This window comes from Cryptosporangium minutisporangium (assembly GCF_039536245.1).
GTDB lineage: Bacteria > Actinomycetota > Actinomycetes > Mycobacteriales > Cryptosporangiaceae > Cryptosporangium > Cryptosporangium minutisporangium.
The window spans coordinates 25,185-42,325 of sequence record NZ_BAAAYN010000023.1; the positions used below are offsets into that span (position 1 = coordinate 25,185).

Genomic DNA, 17,141 nt, shown 5'->3' on the forward strand with positions numbered 1-17,141 from the left:
CCGCTCTTACGCTCCCCGTTCATGCAGCTGAATCCCTCTCGCATCGCCCATCTGGCCGGTGCGTACAAGGTCCTCAAGGCGCCCGCCGTCGATGGCCCCGAAGCGCAGCGCGACCCCGCGGTCATCGCCCGGGTCAGCGAGATGCTCTCGACGATCGAGCGCGGCGGCATGGACGCGGTGCTGCGTTACGCCCGAGAACTGGACAAGTGGGACAGTCAGGACGTCGAGATCGACCCGGCCGCACCCGCCGGTGACGCGCTCACCCCGGAGCTGCGCGCGGCGCTCGAACTGGGTCAGCAGCGCACCGCGGCGTTCGCCGCGCTCCAGCGCGAGAAGCTCGTCGACTTCGAGGCCGAGTTGGTGCCGGGGCTGACCGTCGGGCACCGGTACATCCCGATCGCTCGCGTCGGCGCGTACCTGCCTGCCGGGCGGTTCCCGCTGCTCGCCAGCGCGTTCATGACCGTCAACGTGGCCAAAGTGGCCGGCGTCCCGACAGTGGTCGCCTGCACGCCGCCGCAGCCGGACGGCAAGCCCAACCCCGCCGTTCTGTACGCGGCGCAGATCTCGAAGGCCGACCGGATCTTCTGCCTCGGCGGCGTCCAGGCGCTGGCCGCGATGGCGTTCGGACTGCTCGGTGAGCTCCCCGTCGACATGCTCGTCGGCGCCGGTAACGCCTACGTCGCCGAAGCGAAGCGCCAACTCTTCGGCCGGGTTGCGATCGACCTGCTGGCCGGACCGTCCGAGGTCGCCGTGATCGCCGACGAGACAGCGGACCCCGAGCTCGTCGCCGCCGACCTGCTCGGCCAGGCCGAGCACGGCCCGGACAGCCCAGCCGCGCTCGTCACGACGTCGGAGGAGCTGGCCATCGCGGTCCTCACCGAGGTCGAGCGTCAGCTGGAGACCCTGGCCACCAACGGCATCGCCGGTCCGGCCTGGCACAACCACGGCAGCGTGGTCTGGGCCCAAGACCGGGCGACCGCGGTCGCGCTGATGGACGAGTTCGCGCCCGAGCACCTCGAGGTGCAGACCGCGGACGACGAGTGGTACTGGCGGGAGCTGACCAACTACGGCTCCCTCTTCCTGGGACGCGCGTCCACGGTGGCCTACTCCGACAAAGGAATGGCGGGCACGAACCACGTCTTACCGACCGCAGGCGGCGCCCGGCACAGCGCCGGACTCTCGGTCTCCCGGTTCCTGAAGCCGCTCACGTTCCAGCGGGTGGCGTCGGCGGCGACGGCCGACCTGGCGGTCGCGGTCGACGAGATGTCGGCCTACGAAGGCATGGCGGCCCACCGGGCGACGGCGACCCTCCGCCTCGACCGCTGGTCGGCCTGACCGCGCAGTAGCTCCCCCTCCACTGCACGAGGTCAGGAAGGACGAACTGATGACCGTCTTGTTCGAGGCCCGCGGCATCACGAAACGGTACGGACATGTTCAGGCCCTCTCCGGTGCCGATTTCCAGGTCGACGCCGGCGAGGTGGTCGCGCTGATCGGCGACAACGGCGCCGGGAAGAGCACGCTGGTGAAGTGCCTCTCCGGGGTGCAGAGCCCGGACGAGGGCGAGATCCTGCTCCGCGGCGAGCGGGTGACGCTGCAGTCGCCGCTGCACGCTCGCAACCTGGGGATCGAGACCGTCTACCAGGACCTGGCGCTGGCGCCCGAGCTCGGCCCGGCGGAGAACGCCTACATCGGCCGCGAGCTGCTCAAGCCCGGCCTGCTCGGCAAGCTGGGGGTGCTCGACCGGAAGACGATGCGCACCAAGGCCGCGGAGGCGTTCCGGTCGCTCGGCACCGACGTCAAGGATCTCGACGCACCGGTGGCCGCGCTCTCCGGCGGTCAGCGCCAGAGCGTCGCGATCTGCCGGGCGGTGATGTGGGCGAAAGGCATCATCTTCATGGACGAGCCCACCGCGGCCCTCGGCGTCCGGCAGACCCGGAACGTCCTGAAGCTGGTCCGCACGGTCGCCGACTCCGGCGTCGCCGTCGTGCTGATCAGCCACAACATGACCGAGGTCCTCGAGGTCGCCGACCGGATCGAGGTGCTGCGCCTCGGCAAGCGGGTGGCGCAGCTGCAGGCCTCCGACTGTGACGTCGAACAGCTGGTGGGCGCCATGACCGGCGCCCTGGACGGGGTGGCGTGATGAGCGTGGACACACAAACGACGGCCGCACCGCTGGACGCCGTGGGCCAGAACGTCTCGCCGCGCAAGCGGGCGCTCACCAGGCTGCTGTCCGCGACACCGTTCTACCTGGCCGGCGTCCTGGTGCTGATGGCGATCGTCTTCTCCAGCCTGCGGCCGGACGCGTTCCCCACGGTCGCCAACGGCCGCAACATCCTCACCGATGTCAGCATCCTGCTGGTGATGGCGGTCGGTATGACGTACGTGATGGTCGCGGGCGGCTTCGACCTCTCGATCGGGTCCATCCTGGTGTTCTCCGGCGTGATGGCCGCGAAAACGATGGGCGCGGTCGGCGGCGAGGGCTGGTTGCCGGTGTTCGCCGGGCTGGGCGTCGCGTTGATCAGCGGCATCGCCTGGGGCCTGTTCAACGGGTTCTGCATCACCCGGCTGCGGGTTCCCGCGCTGATCACGACGCTCGGCACGATGGGCGCCGCCCTCGGTATCGCCCGGCTGATCACCGACGGAAACGACGTCCGGACCGTTCCGCTGTCGCTGATCAAACTCTCGGTCGACCAGTGGCTCGGCTTGCCTGCCCTGGTCTGGATCTCCGCGGCGATCGCGGTGGTCGGTGGCCTCCACCTCGCCAACACCCGCTTCGGCCGGCACACCTACATCGTCGGGTCGAACGCCGAAGCCGCCCGCCGGGCCGGCATCAACGTCGACCGGCACCTGCTCAAGCTCTACGCGCTCTCCGGCCTGCTGGCCGGCGCCGCCGGAATGATGTCGCTGACCCGGTTCGCCACCACGACGATCGCCGGCCACACCCAGGACGCACTGCAGGTGATCACCGGGGTGGTGCTCGGCGGGACCAGCCTGTTCGGCGGTGTCGGAACCATCGTCGGCACGACCGTCGGCATGTTCATCTCCGCCGTGCTCAACAACGGCCTGATCGTCATCGACGTGAAGCCGTTCTGGCAGGAGGTGGCGATCGGTTTCATCCTGATCGTCGCCGTGTTCATCGACCAGCGTCGCCGCAGCCGCCGCGACCGCGGCTGAGTTCCATCAAACCCCCACGCACGATCTGAAAGAGGAACGTCGATGCGCAAGGTATTCGTGCTGGCCGCTGTCTTACCACTACTGCTCACCGCATGTGGCGGCTCGGATGACGGAGGGTCGTCAGGCACCAAGAAGGTCGTCTACATCCAGGGAATGTCCGGCATTCCGTTCTACCAAACGGTCGCGTGTGGAGCGACCGAGCAGGCCAAGAAGGACGGCATCGAGTTCTCCTACCAGGGCGCCTCGGAATGGGACGTCGCCAAGCAGACCCAGATCGTCAACGCCGTGGTCGCCGGGAAGCCCGACGCGATCATGATCTCGGTGACCGACACCAAGGCGATGATCGGTCCGCTGGCCAGAGCGAAGGCGGCCGGTATCCCGATCATCGGGATCGACGACAACGTCCAGGACGACAGCATCATGGACACGTTCATCCAGTCCGACAGCATCGAGGGCGGCAAGCTCGCCGGCCGGAAGATGGGCGAGCTGCTCAAGGGCACCGGCGAGGTGATGGCGCTGAACAACACGCCGGGCACCCCGATCGGCGACGCCCGGGTCGAGGGCTTCAAGCAGGGCATCGCGGAGTTCCCCGGCATCAAGTTCCTCGGTGTCCAGTACACCCAGAACGCCACCGCCAAGGCCGCGAACATCGCGTCGACCACCGCCGGGTCGAACAAGAAGCTGTCCGGCATCTTCGGTGTCACCACGAACAACACCGAGGGCGCCGTCACCGGCATCCGCGAGGCGGGCAAGACCGGTCAGATCAAGGTCATCGGGTACGACACGTCCGACCCGATCGTCGAGGCCCTGAAGAACGGTGGCGCCGACGCCCTCGTCGTCCAGTACCCGTTCGGCGAGGGTAAGCAGGGCATCGTGTCCGCCCAGAAGATCTGGAAGGGCGAGTCGGTGCCGAAGAAGCAGACGTCGCCGTTCGTGGTGGCGACCAAGGAGAACCTCAACACGCCCGAGGTGCAGGAGTACATCTACAAGATGACCTGCTCGTGACCCAGGACGCACCGGAGGGGGCGCCTGGCGGCGCCTCCTCCGCCCCGGGAGGGAATGCAGTGGCAGAAACCGTTCTCATCGGCCAGCACATCGGGGACGGACCCTCGATCCGCACGATGCCGCGCGACTACTCGATCGCGGTCCGCCCGGCGACCGGCACCGACACCGCGCGGGCCGCCGCCGAGCGCGGCGACCGCCGGCAGTCGATGCGCGGCTTCGAGGACACGTACGTCGACATCATCGACTACATCGTCCGGATCACCCACCGCATCTGGGAAGACCAGGACGTCGGCTACATCTACGACACGTACGCGCCGGGCTGCTTCGTCCACGACGACCACGGGCCGCACTACGGGGTCGAGCGGGTCGTGTCCGGCACGATGCAGAGCATCCACGCCTTTCCCGACACGCGGTCCTACGCCGACGACGTGATCTGGGCCGGGGACGACGTCCAGGGCTTCGTCACGTCGCACCGGTACATCACCACCGGGCACCACCTGGGCCCGTGGGAGCACGGCCCGGCCACCGGCCGCCGGGTGAACATGTGGGGCATCGCCAACTGCGTGATCCGTGAAAACGAGATCTTCGAGGAGTGGGTGCTCTACAACATGTGCTCGAAGCTGGCGCAGCTCGGCATCGACGTCGCCGACGCAGCTCGCCGGTACGGCAACGAGGTCGCCGCCTCTCCGGCTGCGGAGCGCTACCTCGCCGAGGTCGACCGCCTCTCCGGCGGACGCAAGCCGGAGTACTACCCGTCCCACGACGCCCCGGAGTTCGACCCCGAGCACTTCGCCCGTGCGCTCTTCCACAACGTCTACAACCGCCGTGACCTCAGCGCGTTCGAGCGGTCCTACAGCAGCACGGTGCGCTGGAAGGGCACGTCGAACCGCGTCGGCTACGGCCGCGCCGACGTCAAGGGCATGGCCCGCAGCCTGATGGCGACCTTTCCCGACCTCGGCATGAAGGTCGACGAGGTGTACTGGATGGGCAACGACGCGGACGGCTACCGGATCGTCGTCCGTTGGACCGCGTCCGGCACCCACCGCGGCCACGGCCTGTACGGCGCGCCCACCGGTCGCCGCGTCCACCTCTGGGGCATCTCCCAGCTCTACGTGACCGACGGGCAGGTCACGGAGGAGTGGAACCTGTTCAACGAGTTCGACGTGATGGCGCAGATCCTGAGCGACGCACCGTTGCCGATGGTCCCGTGATCCGAGTGGTGTGCGCGCAGGTCGCCCCGGAGATCGGGGACCTGCGGCACAACGCCGCGATGTCCGCGGCGGCGGTGTCGTCGGCCGCCGCGGACGGTGCCGACCTGATCGTGCTCCCCGAGCTGGTCACCTCGGGGTACCTGTTCTCGTCCACCGATGAGGCGCGAGCAGCCGCGCTGGACCCCGGTTCCCCGCTCTTGGCGGCCTGGGGCCGCGCCGCGGGTGACGCGGTCGTCGTGGGCGGCTTCTGCGAAGCCGGCGAGGACTCCGCCGTCTACAACAGCGCCGCGGTCGTCGACCGCTCCGGGGTGCTGGCCGTCTACCGCAAAACCCACCTGTGGGACGCGGAGCGCACGGTGTTCTCGCCCGGGACCGCCGCTCCCCCGGTCCTCGACACGCGGGCCGGCCGGATCGGCGTCCTGATCTGCTACGACATGGAGTTCCCGGAGATGACCCGGGGTCTCGCGCTGGCCGGAGCGGACCTCCTCGCAGTGCCGACCAACTGGCCGCTGGTGCCCCGGCCGTCCGGCGAGCGTCCGCCCGAGGTCGTCACCGCGATGGCCGCAGCCCGGGCGAACCGGGTCTACCTCGCCTGCTGCGACCGGACCGGCACCGAGCGCGGCCAGGCCTGGACCGAGGGCACCGCGATCGTCGACCCGGACGGCTGGGTGGTGGCTTCCGCCGGCCCCGGCGTCGCGTCCGCCTTGGCCTCGTGCGACTTGGGCGCCGCGCGCCGGAAGACGATCTCGGCGGTCAACCACGTCCTGGCGGACCGGCGCACCGACGTCTACGACCAGTTCTGATCCTCTCCCTGGGAGATTTCGCATGATCACCTACCTGAAGTCTGTTCCGCCGACGCCGCGCGGTGCGGCGGTCACCGACCCGGCCGTGGCCGCCACGGTCGCGGCGATCCTGGACGACGTCCGCGAGCGCGGGGACGTCGCCGTCACGGAGTACTCGGCGAAGTTCGACAACTGGTCACCGGAGTCGTTCCGGCTCAGCTCGTCGGAGATCGACGGGCTGATCCGCAGCCTCCCGCAGCAGGTGATCGACGACATCGAGTTCGTTCAGGCGCAGGTGCGGCGGTTCGCCGAGCACCAGCGGGCCTCGCTCACCGACTTCGAGGTCGAGACGCTGCCCGGGGTCCGGCTCGGGCAGAAGCAGGTGCCGGTGGCCGCGGTCGGCGCCTACGTTCCCGGTGGGCGGTACCCGCTCACCGCGTCGGCGCACATGACGATCGTGACCGCGAAGGTCGCGGGGGTTTCGCGGGTCGTGGCCTGTACGCCGCCCATCCGGGGCTCGATACCGGCGGCCACGGTGGCGGCGATGGCGATGGCGGGCGCCGACGAGATCTACCTGCTCGGCGGCGTGCAGGCGATGGCCGCGATGGCGCTGGGCACCCAGACCATCGACCGCGTCGACCTGATCGCCGGGCCGGGCAACGCGTACGTCGCCGAGGCCAAGCGGCGCCTGTTCGGCGAGGTCGGCATCGACCTGTTCGCGGGGCCGACCGAGATCCTGGTGATCGCGGACGAGCACGCCGACCCGTTCGTCGTCGCGGTGGACCTGCTCAGCCAGGCCGAGCACGGTCCGGACTCGCCCGCCGTCCTGATCACCACCTCGCGCGACGTGGCCGTGTCGGTCTCCGAGCACGTGGAGCGGATCCTGGTGGACATGCCGACCCGCGACCTGGCCGGGCCCGCGTGGCGCGACCACGGCCAGATCCTGCTGGTCGACGACCTGGACGAGGCGTACGCGGTCGCCGACTCGTTCGCCAGCGAGCACGTCGAGGTGCTCACCCGCTCGCCGCGCGAGGCGCTGGAGAAGATGCGGCACTACGGGGCGCTGTTCCTCGGTGAGGGAACCTGCGTGTCCTACGGCGACAAGGTGATCGGCACCAACCACGTCCTGCCCACCCGAGGCAACGCCCGCTTCACCGGCGGGCTGTGGGTCGGCAAGTACCTCCGCACGGTGACCTACCAGGAGGTCACCGACTTGAGCTCCAGCGCGTACCTCGGCGAGGTGTGCGGCCGGGCGTCCCGGGTCGAGCTGTTCGAGGGGCACGCCCGCTCGGGTGACGTCCGGGCCGCCAAGTACGCCGGCGCGCCGCTGCCCTGGTCCGACCACACGTTCGCGGCCAGCCGTGCCTGACCGTCTCGTCGCCCGGACCGCGCTGATCACCGGCGCCGGGAACGGTCTCGGCCGGGCGTTCGCGCTCGCACTCGACGCGCGCGGCGTCCGAACGATCCTCGCGGGGCGTCGGCGCGAGCCGCTGGAGGAGACACGCGCGTTGCTCACCGACTCGCGCGTCGCCACCGTGGACGTCGCCTCGCCGGAGTCGGTCGCGGCGCTCGCCGCGGAGCTCGCGGACGAGGAGATCTCGATCCTGGTGAACAACGCCGGGGTTCCCGGGCCGGTCAAATCGCTGGTCGAGATCGAGCCGGACGAGTGGGACGACGTCTTCGCGGTCAACGTCCGGGGGATCTACCTGGTGTGCCGCGCGTTCGTGCCGCCGATGGTGGCTCGCGGCGCCGGAGACGTGATCAACCTGGCGTCGATCAGCGGCAAGCGTCCACTGGCAAACCGGACGCCGTACTGCGCGTCGAAGATGGCGGTGATCGGGCTGTCGACGACGCTCGGGGCCGAGGTGGGACCGGCCGGGGTGCGGGTGAACACGCTGTCGCCGGGGCCGGTGCGCGGGCCGCGGATGGAGCGCAACTTCCGGCTGGAGGCCGAGCGCAGCGGCATCACGTACGAGGAGGCCGAGCAGAGCTTCACGTCCCGGGCGGCGCTCGGCCGGATGGTCGAGGAGTCCGAAGTGGCGGACGCCCTGGTCGCGATGCTCAGCATGACCGGCCTGCACTGCGCCGACATCGACCTGTCCGCGGGCATGGTGGGTCGATGACGCTGGTGCTGCTGCCGGGCATGCTGGGAAGCGCCGACGGCTGGGCCGACGTCGTTTTCCGGCTGGGTTCCGACACTGCGATCCACGTTGGCCGGATCGACCAGCACGACACGATCGCCGGCCTCGCCGCCGGTGTCCTCGCCGGCTCGCCGTCGGAGTTCGCGCTCGCCGGGCACTCGCTCGGCGGGATCGTCGCGCTGGAGATGGTCCGGCAGCAGCCGTCCCGGATCCGCCGCCTCGCGCTGCTCAACAGCAGCGCGAGGCCCCCGACGGACGCCCAGCGAGCGGCCTGGCGCGGCTGGGACGCGCGGATCGCGGCCGGTGAGTTCGACGCGGTGGCGCGCGAACTGGCGGTGGCCACGCTCCCGGCGTCCCGAGCCGACCTGGTGGAGCGGAACGCCCGGATGGCGTCCGCGGTGGGCGCCGTCGGCTTCCGACGCCAGCTCGCCGCTCAGCAGTCCCGCACCGACGCCCGGCCCCGGCTCGCCGCGATCACCGTCCCGACGGTGGTGATCCGTGGTGACCTGGACCAGGTCAGCCCCGCGCCGATGCAGCACGAGCTCGCCCACGGCATCCCGGACGCGACACTCCACGTCCTGCCGGAGGTCGGCCACATGTCCCCGCTCGAGGCGCCGGATGCGGTGGTGGCCCTACTCCGGGAGTGGCTGGACCGCTGAGCCGGCAGTATCGGCACGGTCGGCGCCCGCGTTGAGCGGCGCCAGGACGGGTGGCGCTCCGGTCCCATACTTTAGGGGCCGGAGGTGGGCTCTTGACCGGGATAACGCGCCGCTCCGCGCTGTTCGTCCTCGCCGGTGTCGGAGCAGCGACCGCGGCCGGCGGCGTCGCCTGGGCCAGCCTCCGGGACGACGCGCCCGAGCCCGGATCGACGGCGACGATCCGCCCGCGTGCCTGGCGCGCAGGTATCAGCACCGATCAGTTCACGCCGCCGGTCCTCGACCGATCGCGTCGTCGCGATGCTGCAGCGCTCCGATCAGACCGTGATCGCCGTCGGGCTGGACGCGGTCTGCGCCGGTAGCGGTTATGGGTTCGTCGTCCTCGACCGCGACTCCGGAGAGGAGCTCTGGTCGACCACCGAATCGCGCGGAGACCTCGTGCCGGGACCGGTGACGTCGGACGACGCCGTCTTCGTGAGCCAAGGTGCCGGCGAAGACTCCGTCATCCAGGCCTGGCAACTACGGGACGGCAAGCCGCTGCGTACCCAGAAGGGCCTCTCGATCGGCGTCCATCTGCAGGTGGTGGAGGAGATGCTGATCGCGTCGACGTTCAGGGAGATCCACGCCTACCCGCTCCCGCTGAACTGACCGCGGAGTCCGGACTCGGCAGCGGGTGCGTGGCGCGCAGTACCGGGGTGACGGGGTGGAGCACCCGTCGCCCACCGCCGTCGAAGCCGCCGATCCGCTCCAGCAGCAACGTCACCGCGGTCCGCAGCATGTCGGCGAACGGGACGCGGATCGTGGTCAGGGACAGGATCGGCCAGGCGGCGCTCTCCAGGTCGTCGAACCCGACCAGCGCCAGGTCGTCCGGCACCCGGACACCGGCCGCGTGCGCCGCGTTCATCGCGCCGATCGCGATGATGTCGTTCGCGCAGAACAGCGCGGTGGGTCTGCGTCGCCCCCGGAGCACCGCCGCGAGCGACTCGGCACCGTGGGCCTGCTCGAACGCGCCGGTGCGGACCCACGCGTCGGGGAGCTCGACGTCGGCCTCGGCGAGGCGCGTGCGGAACCCCGCGGCGCGGTCCCGGCCGGTGCTGGTGTCCTCCGGGCCGAGGAGCGCGCCGATGCGCCGGTGTCCGGCGTCCAGCAGGAGCTGCGCGGCGGCGGCTCCTCCGGCACGGTCGTCGGCGACCGCGGCGTCCAGATCGGAGCCTTCGACGTACCGGTGGAGGAGCACGGCCGGAACGCCCCGCCTCCGCAGGGTCGCCGGCAACGCCGAGTCGATCCGCGCCGTGCTGACGATGACGCCGTCGACACCACCGCCGATGAGGTGCTCCTCGACGTCGGCCGGGTCACCGTGGCCGGCCAGCAGCGTGAGCCGGTAGCCGCGCGACGCCAGCTCGTCGTGGAGCCGGCCGACCAGCAGCGACCAGAGCGGGTTGTCGAGATCGACCACCATCGCGATCCGCTGGGTCGCGCCGGTGGACAGGGCTCGGGCCCGCGCGCTGGGAACGTAGTCGAGGGCTCGAGCTGCGTCGAGGACCTTGCGGACCGTCTCGGCGCCGATGCTGGGGTCGCGCCGCAACGCGCGGGAGACCGTGGCCTGCGAAACGCCGGCGCGCTCCGCGACGTCGAAGCTCGTGACCTTGCGCGATCCCACGATCAGTACCCCGTCCGGGCGCCGGAGGGCGCGGACCCGGCCCCTCCGCGGGCCGCGGTCAGCGCGGCGGCGGCTCCGGCGCGCAGTAGCGCAGCGTCGTTGCCGGGCGTCACCAGGTCGTACCCGAGGGAGACGAGATGCGCCGCCACCGTGCCGTCGGCGCAGAAGCTGCCCGCGTAGATCCCGGCGTGGTGCGCCGCCTCCACGACCCGTTCCCAGGCCCGCTCGACCTCCGCGGGCGCCGGCACCTGCCCCGGCCGGACGCCGAGCGCCAGCGCGAGGTCGTTCGGCCCCACGTAGAGGCCGTCCAGGCCGGGGGTGGCCGCGATCTCTTCGACCGCGTCGAGCGCCTCCGCCGACTCGATCATCGCCCACGTCATCACCGTCGCGTTCGCACCGTCGACGTAGCCCGGACCGCCGTAGAGGGTGGCGCGTGCCGGGCCGAAGCTCCGCCGACCGACCGGTGGGTACCGGCACGCCGCGACGAACGCCGCCGCGTCGACCGGGCTGTCGATCGCCGGGCAGACGATGCCGTACGCGCCGGCGTCGAGCAGCTTTCCGATGACCGCGGGGTCGTGGCTCGGGCAGCGCGCGAACGGCTCGGCCGGCCCCGCGCTCACGGCCTGGATCAGCCGGATCGCACCGTCGAGGCCGAACATGCCGTGCTGAAGGTCCACGGTCACCGCGTTGAAGCCCGCGTACGACAGCGTCTCGGCGAGGTAAGGACTGTCGCCGGAGACCCACGCATTGACCACGGTCTTCCCGCTTGCGAGCAGCGCCCGCACGGCACTCGTCCGCATGGCTCACCTTTCCCGGTCGACTACGTATGCACAGACTAGACGATTGACAACCTGAAACACGCTGGCCTGTACTATGCATACGTATACGCAACCGCTGAGAGGAAGCACCATGTCGACCGATCGCGAGGTCACCGACGCCGAGCTGGAGCGCCGAACCATTCTGCGGAGGAACCTGGTCCCGGACACGGCCGCGTTCCTGGACACGAAGATTCCCGGCAGCCAAGCGAAGATCAACTACCCGTTGATCGGACCAGGTGTCTCCGAGAACGGTGAGCAGATCGTGCCGGTCGACGAGCCGCACGGGTTCAACCTGGGTGGCGCCGTCATGCCCGCCGACACGGTGAACAACCTCCACCTCCACTTCACCGCCGAGGTCTTCCTGTGCTTCGCCGGCTCGTGGACCTTCCGCTGGGGTGTCGACGGGAAGGACGGCGAGGCGACGGTCAGCGACGGGGACGTCATCTCGATCCCGACCTGGATCTTCCGCGGCTTCACCAGCGAGTCGGACGACGCCTGGCTCTACACCGCACTGGGTCGGGACGAGAGCGGTGGCCTCCTCTGGGCCCCGTCGGTGATCTCCGCGGCGGCGAAGACCGGGATGTTCCTCAGCACCGATCACCGCCTCATCGAGGTGGAGCCCGGAACGGTTCCCGAGGGCGTCGACCTGGTCCAGCCGATGTCGGAGCAGGACCTGGCTGGCCTGCGTCGAGTCTCGGTCGAGGAGATGCGTACCCGCTTGACTCGCCCCGGGGACCTGGTGTGGCGACCGGATGCGCTGCTCGACTCCGGACTGCCCGGCGGCGGCGCCGAACTCGCGCTCGTGATCGGCTATGGCCTGACCGAGCACCGCGACCAGGCCCCGCGGCTCGCTGATCCGCACGGCTTCTCGCTCGCCTGGTTACGCGCCGCGCCCGAAGCCGGGGTCAATCGGCACCGGATCACCGAGCCGCAGGTGCTGATCGCTAAGTCGGGCCGGTGGCGGGTCACGCTGAACGCGGAGAACCCGGTCACCGCCGAGCTCGGGCCGTTCGACACGCTGTCGGTGCCGGCCGGAGCCTGGCGACGGTTCGAGAGCATCGGGTCGGAGGCCGGGCAGCTCGCGGTACTGACCAGCGGAGACGGCCGGACGCGACTGGACTGGGACCCGGCCGTCGTCGCGGCCGCGGGCGAGCGGAACGTCGCGATCGACGCGAACGGCTACGTGGCGCCGGCCCATCTGGTCCGCTGACCCTCACGGCTGCTCACGTCGTGCCCCGCACCAGCAGCTTCGGGGTGAGCACCTCCGGTCGAGGCAGTTCGCCGACGAGCAGCTGGTCCAGCTGGCGGACGGCGAGTTCGCCGATCCGCCGTTTGTCGAGGTGGATCGTGGTGAGCGGCGGATCCAGCAGCTCGCCGATGCTCAAACCGTCGTGACCGACCAGCGCGCACTCCGTCGGCACGGCCACGCCGAGCCGGCGGGCCGCCTGGAACGCTCCGATCGCGACGAGGTCGTTGAACGCCAGAACGGCGGTCAACTCGGGCCGGGCGGCGCGCAGCGTTTCGAACGCGCGACCGCCGCCGGCCATCGACTGCTCGCCGACGATGATGCACTCCTCGTCGACCGGCAACCCGTGGGTGTGCGCGAGGTCGAGGAGCGTCCGGCGGCGCACGTCCGGGTGACCGGTGGTGACGCAGTCGATCAGGCCGATGTGCCGGTGCCCTCGTTCGACCAGGTGCCCCAGGCCCGCCCGCACACCCGTCTCGGTATCGACGCGCACCAGCGCGTAGGTCTCCGAGTCCAGCCCCCGGTCGACGATGACCAGCGGCACGCCCGCGACGTACGGCTCCAGCTCGGCGTCGGTGTGGCTGACGTAGCCGACGAGCGCGTCGACCTGCTGGCCGAGTGAGCGCAGCAACGCCAGCTCGCGGGCGCGGTCGTTCTCCGTGCTGGCGACGACTACCTGCCACTCCCGGCCGTCGGCCGCCTCGATCACTCCGGCGATGAACTCGGGGTAGAACGGGTTCACCACGTCCGGGACGATCAGGCCGATCGTGACCACGTCGGGCCGCACGAGTCCGCGTCCGAACCGGCTGGGGCGGTAGCGCAACTGCCGGGCGACCTCGAGGACCCGGCGCTGGGTCTCCGGGTCGATCTCCCCTTTGCTGTTGATGGCGCGGGAAACCGTCTGATGCGAAACGCCCGCCGCCCGGGCGACGTCCCTGAGCGTCACCCGCCTGCCTGCCGGCGCTGACGTCGTGCCGTTCTTCTCCACCACGCTCCTACTCAACCAGAACCCGCTGGCGCCGGAGCTTGCCGGTTGACGCCGACCAACTCCTGAGGCACGCTCGTTACCGTTCACGTTAACGGTAACGGCGTCGACCAAGACGTCGTGGAACGATGGAGGAACGTCATGGCTTCTCCGGGGCGCTCGCTACCGACCGGGATCCACCCGCTGTTCCGCGGGGTAATCGACGAGTGGCAGGCCGAGGCCGGGGTCTGGTCCGCGCTGCCGGACGCCCCGGTCGTGCCGGACGCTCCTCGCCGACGGCCCGTGTGGCGCCGGCTGCTGCCGCGCCGCCCGAGTCGGCGCCGCTGCCACCTGGCCCTACCGGCGGGATGACCGCGTCCGATCGCCGCGCGGGACTACTCCGACGAGGGCCGGGGCGCGCCGATCTCGTCACAACAACCGATCGCCGCACGGTAGGCGCGGTCGAGTTCTCGCACGTCGCCGAAGAGTTGGAACCTGGTGTTCCCCGCCCGCAGGAACGCGTCGACGCGAAACGCGTCCTCGACGGGGTCGGCACTCCCCGCCACCTTCAGTTCCGACTCCAGCAGGTCCAGCCATTCGCGGGTGAGGCTGCGCACCGCGTCGGCGACGGGCCCGCTCCGATTGCCGTACTCGACCGACGTCGCGGTGATGAAGCATCCGCCGGGGAAGACACCGTTCCGCAGGTAGGCGACCCAGTTCTCGAGGAGAGCGCGGAGCCGGGGCCGGCCGGACTCCACGTGCCAGGCCGGGCCGATGACGTGGTCGCGATACAGAGTGCGCGCTTCGGCGACGGCGGCGAGCTGAATGGCCTCTCGATTGCCGAACACGGTGAGTATCCCGCTCTTGCTGTGCCCGGTCTGCGCGGCGAGCGATCCGACGGTGAGGGCGTCCAGGCCGTAGACGGTCGCTGCCCTCGCCGCCTCGCGGGCGACCTCGTGTCGCGTGCGGTCGCCCCGGGCGCGGCGGCCGTCGGAGTGCGACGAGGCAGGGCGAGTCGGCATCCGGCCATTGTATGCGACCGAGCGGACGTATAGCCTCCTCCACTATGCGACCGAGCGGTCGCATAGTGGGGAGGATCGTTGATGGACGCGGCATCCGACGACGTGTTCGGCGGCTTCACCCGGCGCACGGTTGCGCTGGCCGGACAGGAGAAGACGGTCCATGTCGCCGGGAACGGGCCGGCCGTGATCGTGATGCCGGAGATGCCGGGGATCAGTCTCGACGTGATGCGCTTCGCCCGGTGGGTTCGCGACGCGGGGTTCGCGGTCTACGTGCCGTCCCTGTTCGGCGTCGACGGCGCCTACCCCACCGTCGAGCTCGGCGAGCCGATCATGCGGCGAGCGTGCGTGAGCAAGGAGTTCCGTGCGTTCGCCGGGGGCGGCTCGAGTCCGATCACGACCTGGCTGCGGGCCCTGGCGCGGACGGCGCACGAGGAGCGAGGCGGCCCGGGCGTCGGTGCGGTGGGGATGTGCTTCACCGGCAACTTCGCCCTGACCATGACGCTGGAACCGTCCGTCATCGCCCCGGTCCTCAACCACCCCTCCCTGCCGCTCGACGCCCCGGCCGAGCTGGAGCTCTCGGCCGAGGACGCCGAGGCGATCAAGCAGCGATTCCTTCGCGACGATCTGACCGCGATCGGCTACCGCTTCGACAACGACAAGTGGTGCACGGGCCAGCGTTTCGCCGCGTACGCACAACTTCTCGGTGATCGATTCGACGGCCGCGTGCTCCCCGGCGCCTGCGCGAATCCCGAGCCACCACCGTTCTTCCGCGACCTCGTGCAGACGCCGCACAGCGTGGTCACCGCCCATCTGGTCGACGAAGAGGGTCATCCCACCCTGCGGGCCAGGGACGAGATCCTCGCGTTCCTCCGCGGTCGCCTGCACGAGGCAGATCAGTAGCTAGTCAGCCCTGGCACTCCCCCGCAGCCGGAGCAACGCCGGTATCAGCGACAGGACGAGCAGCGCGAGCGCCCATCCGAACGTCGAGCGGTACGCGTCCGCGATGGCCGGAACGAGGAGTCCGCCGGCCTGCTCGGGCAGTTCTCGCAGCGACGTCGCGAGCTGGTCGTACAGGATCACCGACAGCAGCGCGGTGCCGATCGACGCGGCGACCTGCTGGATGATGCTCAAGCTCGTCGACGCGCGGGCGATGTCCTGCGGCCGCAGCGCCTTCAGCGCGATCGACATGTTCGGCATCCCCACCATGCCCATACCGAGCCCCATGACGAACAGGGCCGTGCCGATCGCCCAGTACGGCGTGGCGTCGGTGAGCTGGGTGAACAGAACCATCGCGCCGGCGATCACGACGATGCCCACCGGCACGAGCCTGGCCGCGTAGCCGCGGTCGACGAGCCGTCCGGAGATCGACATCATGACCATGGCGCCGATGCCCTGCGGCGCGATCAACAGACCCGCGTTCAAGGGGCCCTCGCCCCGCACCTGCTGGAAGTAGAGCGGCAACAGCAGCAGAGTGCCGTAGAACGCGATGAGGAACAGCGCCATCGTGGCCGTCGCGATCGAGAACTGCCGGTTGCGGAACAACCTCACGTCGATCAGTGCGTGCGGAGTGCGTGCCGCATGCCAGAGGAACGCGACCACCAGCACCGCGCCGATGCCCGCGGGCAGGTAGACCTCCGGGTGCGTGACACCCGAGCGCGAGGGCACCTGGGCGAGGCCGTAGATCAACGCGACCAACCCCGGCGGCAGGAGGAACAGCCCGAGCACGTCGAGCTTCGCCGCCGGCCGCCGCTCGTCGTCGGGGAGGACGCGCGCCCCGAGGAGGAGCGTCAGGATGCCGATCGGAACGTTGAGGTAGAAGATCGACCGCCACGAGACGTCCTGGACGAGCCAACCGCCGAGAATGGGGCCGAGAATCGGGCCGAGTCCCATGGCGATGCCGAGCACGGCCATCATCCGGCCGATCCGCTCCGGCCCGGCCGCCTTGGTCAGGATCGTCATGCTGAGCGGCAGCAACATTCCGCCACCGAGTCCCTGGATGATCCGGAACCCGATGAGCGACTCGACCGACCAAGCCGTTCCGGCCAGCGCGGAGCCGGTCATGAAAAGCGCCACCGCGGCGAGATAGACGGCCTTCGTACCGAACCGGTCGGCGGCCCAGCCCGACAGTGGGATCACGGTGGCGAGGGCGAGCGTGTAGCCGGTCGCGACCCACTGCATCGTGTCCAGCGTGGTGCCGAACTCGACGATGAGCTGGTCGAACGCCACGTTGATGACGGTGGCGTCGAGCATCGCCATCAGGGCGCCGAGCACCACGACGCCGCCGATCGCGAGAATTCGTCGATCCAGTTTTTCCGGCCCATCCGCCGCCGTCCCCACAGGAGGCGGCGGAGTGGTTGATTGCGTCAAAACCCTTCCCTTCGATGCCGAGGAATTGCGGAAAATGGGCAGGGGTGTACGCCCCGCGACATCGGCGAGGTCAGTGAATGCGAGGTGAGTGGGCC

At 70.4% G+C, this 17,141-nt stretch carries 18 protein-coding genes; 13 read left to right on the top strand and 5 right to left on the bottom strand.

The window, feature by feature from the left end; genetic code table 11:
• Positions 1–21: 21 nt before the first annotated feature.
• The 10 genes from hisD (ABEB28_RS16835) (at position 22) to ABEB28_RS16880 (ending at position 9,617) form a co-directional block, all read left to right on the top strand.
• Positions 22–1,335, top strand: coding sequence for a histidinol dehydrogenase (gene hisD, locus ABEB28_RS16835; RefSeq protein WP_345729054.1), 1,314 nt, complete (start codon positions 22–24; stop codon positions 1,333–1,335).
• A gap of 49 nt (positions 1,336–1,384) precedes the next feature.
• On the top strand, positions 1,385–2,140 hold the full coding sequence (locus ABEB28_RS16840; protein WP_345729055.1) for an ATP-binding cassette domain-containing protein: 756 nt from the start codon (positions 1,385–1,387) through the stop codon (positions 2,138–2,140).
• Positions 2,140–3,174 carry an ABC transporter permease gene (locus ABEB28_RS16845; protein WP_345729056.1) on the top strand — a complete coding sequence of 345 codons (1,035 nt, stop codon included), beginning with the start codon at positions 2,140–2,142 and terminating at the stop codon, positions 3,172–3,174. Before ABEB28_RS16840 ends, ABEB28_RS16845 begins: the two co-directional genes overlap by 1 nt.
• Before the next feature lie 42 nt (positions 3,175–3,216).
• Positions 3,217–4,179 carry an ABC transporter substrate-binding protein gene (locus tag ABEB28_RS16850; protein ID WP_345729057.1) on the top strand — a complete coding sequence of 321 codons (963 nt, stop codon included), beginning with the start codon at positions 3,217–3,219 and terminating at the stop codon, positions 4,177–4,179.
• 59 nt (positions 4,180–4,238) lie between these two features.
• Positions 4,239–5,390, top strand: a complete 1,152-nt coding sequence (locus ABEB28_RS16855) for an ester cyclase (RefSeq protein ID WP_345729058.1) — start codon at positions 4,239–4,241, stop codon at positions 5,388–5,390.
• Entirely contained in the window at positions 5,387–6,193 is an 807-nt protein-coding gene (locus tag ABEB28_RS16860; protein WP_345729059.1) for a nitrilase-related carbon-nitrogen hydrolase, read from the top strand. The genes ABEB28_RS16855 and ABEB28_RS16860 overlap by 4 nt, the downstream gene beginning before the upstream one ends.
• Before the next feature lie 22 nt (positions 6,194–6,215).
• A complete protein-coding gene (gene hisD / locus ABEB28_RS16865) occupies positions 6,216–7,541 on the top strand; it encodes a histidinol dehydrogenase (protein WP_345729060.1) in 1,326 nt (441 codons plus the stop codon).
• Positions 7,534–8,295: an SDR family NAD(P)-dependent oxidoreductase gene (locus ABEB28_RS16870; RefSeq protein WP_345729061.1), complete on the top strand. Its 762-nt coding sequence runs from the start codon at positions 7,534–7,536 to the stop codon at positions 8,293–8,295. The genes hisD (ABEB28_RS16865) and ABEB28_RS16870 overlap by 8 nt, the downstream gene beginning before the upstream one ends.
• Complete coding sequence (locus tag ABEB28_RS16875) at positions 8,292–8,972, top strand: alpha/beta fold hydrolase (protein WP_345729062.1); 681 nt, start codon at positions 8,292–8,294, stop codon at positions 8,970–8,972. The genes ABEB28_RS16870 and ABEB28_RS16875 overlap by 4 nt, the downstream gene beginning before the upstream one ends.
• 297 nt (positions 8,973–9,269) lie before the next feature.
• Positions 9,270–9,617: a hypothetical protein gene (locus tag ABEB28_RS16880; protein ID WP_486323379.1), complete on the top strand. Its 348-nt coding sequence runs from the start codon at positions 9,270–9,272 to the stop codon at positions 9,615–9,617.
• On the opposite strand, the gene ABEB28_RS16885 is transcribed toward ABEB28_RS16880, so the two are convergent.
• Positions 9,580–10,629, bottom strand: a complete 1,050-nt coding sequence (locus ABEB28_RS16885; RefSeq protein WP_345729064.1) for a LacI family DNA-binding transcriptional regulator — start codon at positions 10,627–10,629, stop codon at positions 9,580–9,582. The two genes, ABEB28_RS16880 and ABEB28_RS16885, sit on opposite strands and share 38 nt — an antisense overlap.
• 2 nt (positions 10,630–10,631) lie before the next feature.
• The gene (locus ABEB28_RS16890; protein WP_345729065.1) at positions 10,632–11,429 is read right to left on the bottom strand and encodes an HpcH/HpaI aldolase family protein; all 798 of its coding nucleotides are present in this window, start codon (positions 11,427–11,429) and stop codon (positions 10,632–10,634) included.
• A gap of 109 nt (positions 11,430–11,538) precedes the next feature.
• Between ABEB28_RS16890 and ABEB28_RS16895 the strand changes: the two genes are divergently transcribed.
• On the top strand, positions 11,539–12,657 hold the full coding sequence (locus ABEB28_RS16895) for a cupin domain-containing protein (RefSeq protein ID WP_345729066.1): 1,119 nt from the start codon (positions 11,539–11,541) through the stop codon (positions 12,655–12,657).
• A gap of 13 nt (positions 12,658–12,670) precedes the next feature.
• Here ABEB28_RS16895 and ABEB28_RS16900 read toward each other — a convergent pair whose 3' ends face one another.
• Positions 12,671–13,684 carry a LacI family DNA-binding transcriptional regulator gene (locus tag ABEB28_RS16900; RefSeq protein WP_345729067.1) on the bottom strand — a complete coding sequence of 338 codons (1,014 nt, stop codon included), beginning with the start codon at positions 13,682–13,684 and terminating at the stop codon, positions 12,671–12,673.
• A 135-nt stretch (positions 13,685–13,819) separates the two neighbouring features.
• On the opposite strand from ABEB28_RS16900, the gene ABEB28_RS16905 reads away from it, so the two are divergent.
• A complete protein-coding gene (locus tag ABEB28_RS16905) occupies positions 13,820–14,029 on the top strand; it encodes a hypothetical protein (protein ID WP_345729068.1) in 210 nt (69 codons plus the stop codon).
• 23 nt (positions 14,030–14,052) lie between these two features.
• On the opposite strand, the gene ABEB28_RS16910 is transcribed toward ABEB28_RS16905, so the two are convergent.
• The gene (locus ABEB28_RS16910) at positions 14,053–14,679 is read right to left on the bottom strand and encodes a TetR family transcriptional regulator C-terminal domain-containing protein (protein WP_345729069.1); all 627 of its coding nucleotides are present in this window, start codon (positions 14,677–14,679) and stop codon (positions 14,053–14,055) included.
• Positions 14,680–14,760: 81 nt separating this feature from the next.
• Between ABEB28_RS16910 and ABEB28_RS16915 the strand changes: the two genes are divergently transcribed.
• Entirely contained in the window at positions 14,761–15,579 is an 819-nt protein-coding gene (locus ABEB28_RS16915) for a dienelactone hydrolase family protein (protein WP_345729070.1), read from the top strand.
• On the opposite strand, the gene ABEB28_RS16920 is transcribed toward ABEB28_RS16915, so the two are convergent.
• Positions 15,580–17,046 (bottom strand): DHA2 family efflux MFS transporter permease subunit, encoded by a 1,467-nt coding sequence (locus ABEB28_RS16920; RefSeq protein ID WP_345729071.1) that lies wholly within the window; start codon positions 17,044–17,046, stop codon positions 15,580–15,582.
• Between the last annotated feature and the right edge of the window lie 95 nt (positions 17,047–17,141).

Bases quoted from the DNA above. Each gene is read 5' to 3' on its own strand.
- hisD (WP_345729054.1), top strand. From the start codon at position 22: ATGCAGCTGAATCCCTCTCGCATCGCCCATCTGGCCGGTGCGTACAAG.
- ABEB28_RS16840 (WP_345729055.1), top strand. From the start codon at position 1,385: ATGACCGTCTTGTTCGAGGCCCGCGGCATCACGAAACGGTACGGACAT.
- ABEB28_RS16845 (WP_345729056.1), top strand. From the start codon at position 2,140: ATGAGCGTGGACACACAAACGACGGCCGCACCGCTGGACGCCGTGGGC.
- ABEB28_RS16850 (WP_345729057.1), top strand. From the start codon at position 3,217: ATGCGCAAGGTATTCGTGCTGGCCGCTGTCTTACCACTACTGCTCACC.
- hisD (WP_345729060.1), top strand. From the start codon at position 6,216: ATGATCACCTACCTGAAGTCTGTTCCGCCGACGCCGCGCGGTGCGGCG.
- ABEB28_RS16875 (WP_345729062.1), top strand. From the start codon at position 8,292: ATGACGCTGGTGCTGCTGCCGGGCATGCTGGGAAGCGCCGACGGCTGG.
- ABEB28_RS16880 (WP_486323379.1), top strand. From the start codon at position 9,270: ATGCTGCAGCGCTCCGATCAGACCGTGATCGCCGTCGGGCTGGACGCG.
- ABEB28_RS16890 (WP_345729065.1), bottom strand. From the start codon at position 11,429: ATGCGGACGAGTGCCGTGCGGGCGCTGCTCGCAAGCGGGAAGACCGTG.
- ABEB28_RS16895 (WP_345729066.1), top strand. From the start codon at position 11,539: ATGTCGACCGATCGCGAGGTCACCGACGCCGAGCTGGAGCGCCGAACC.
- ABEB28_RS16905 (WP_345729068.1), top strand. From the start codon at position 13,820: ATGGCTTCTCCGGGGCGCTCGCTACCGACCGGGATCCACCCGCTGTTC.
- ABEB28_RS16910 (WP_345729069.1), bottom strand. From the start codon at position 14,679: ATGCCGACTCGCCCTGCCTCGTCGCACTCCGACGGCCGCCGCGCCCGG.
- ABEB28_RS16915 (WP_345729070.1), top strand. From the start codon at position 14,761: ATGGACGCGGCATCCGACGACGTGTTCGGCGGCTTCACCCGGCGCACG.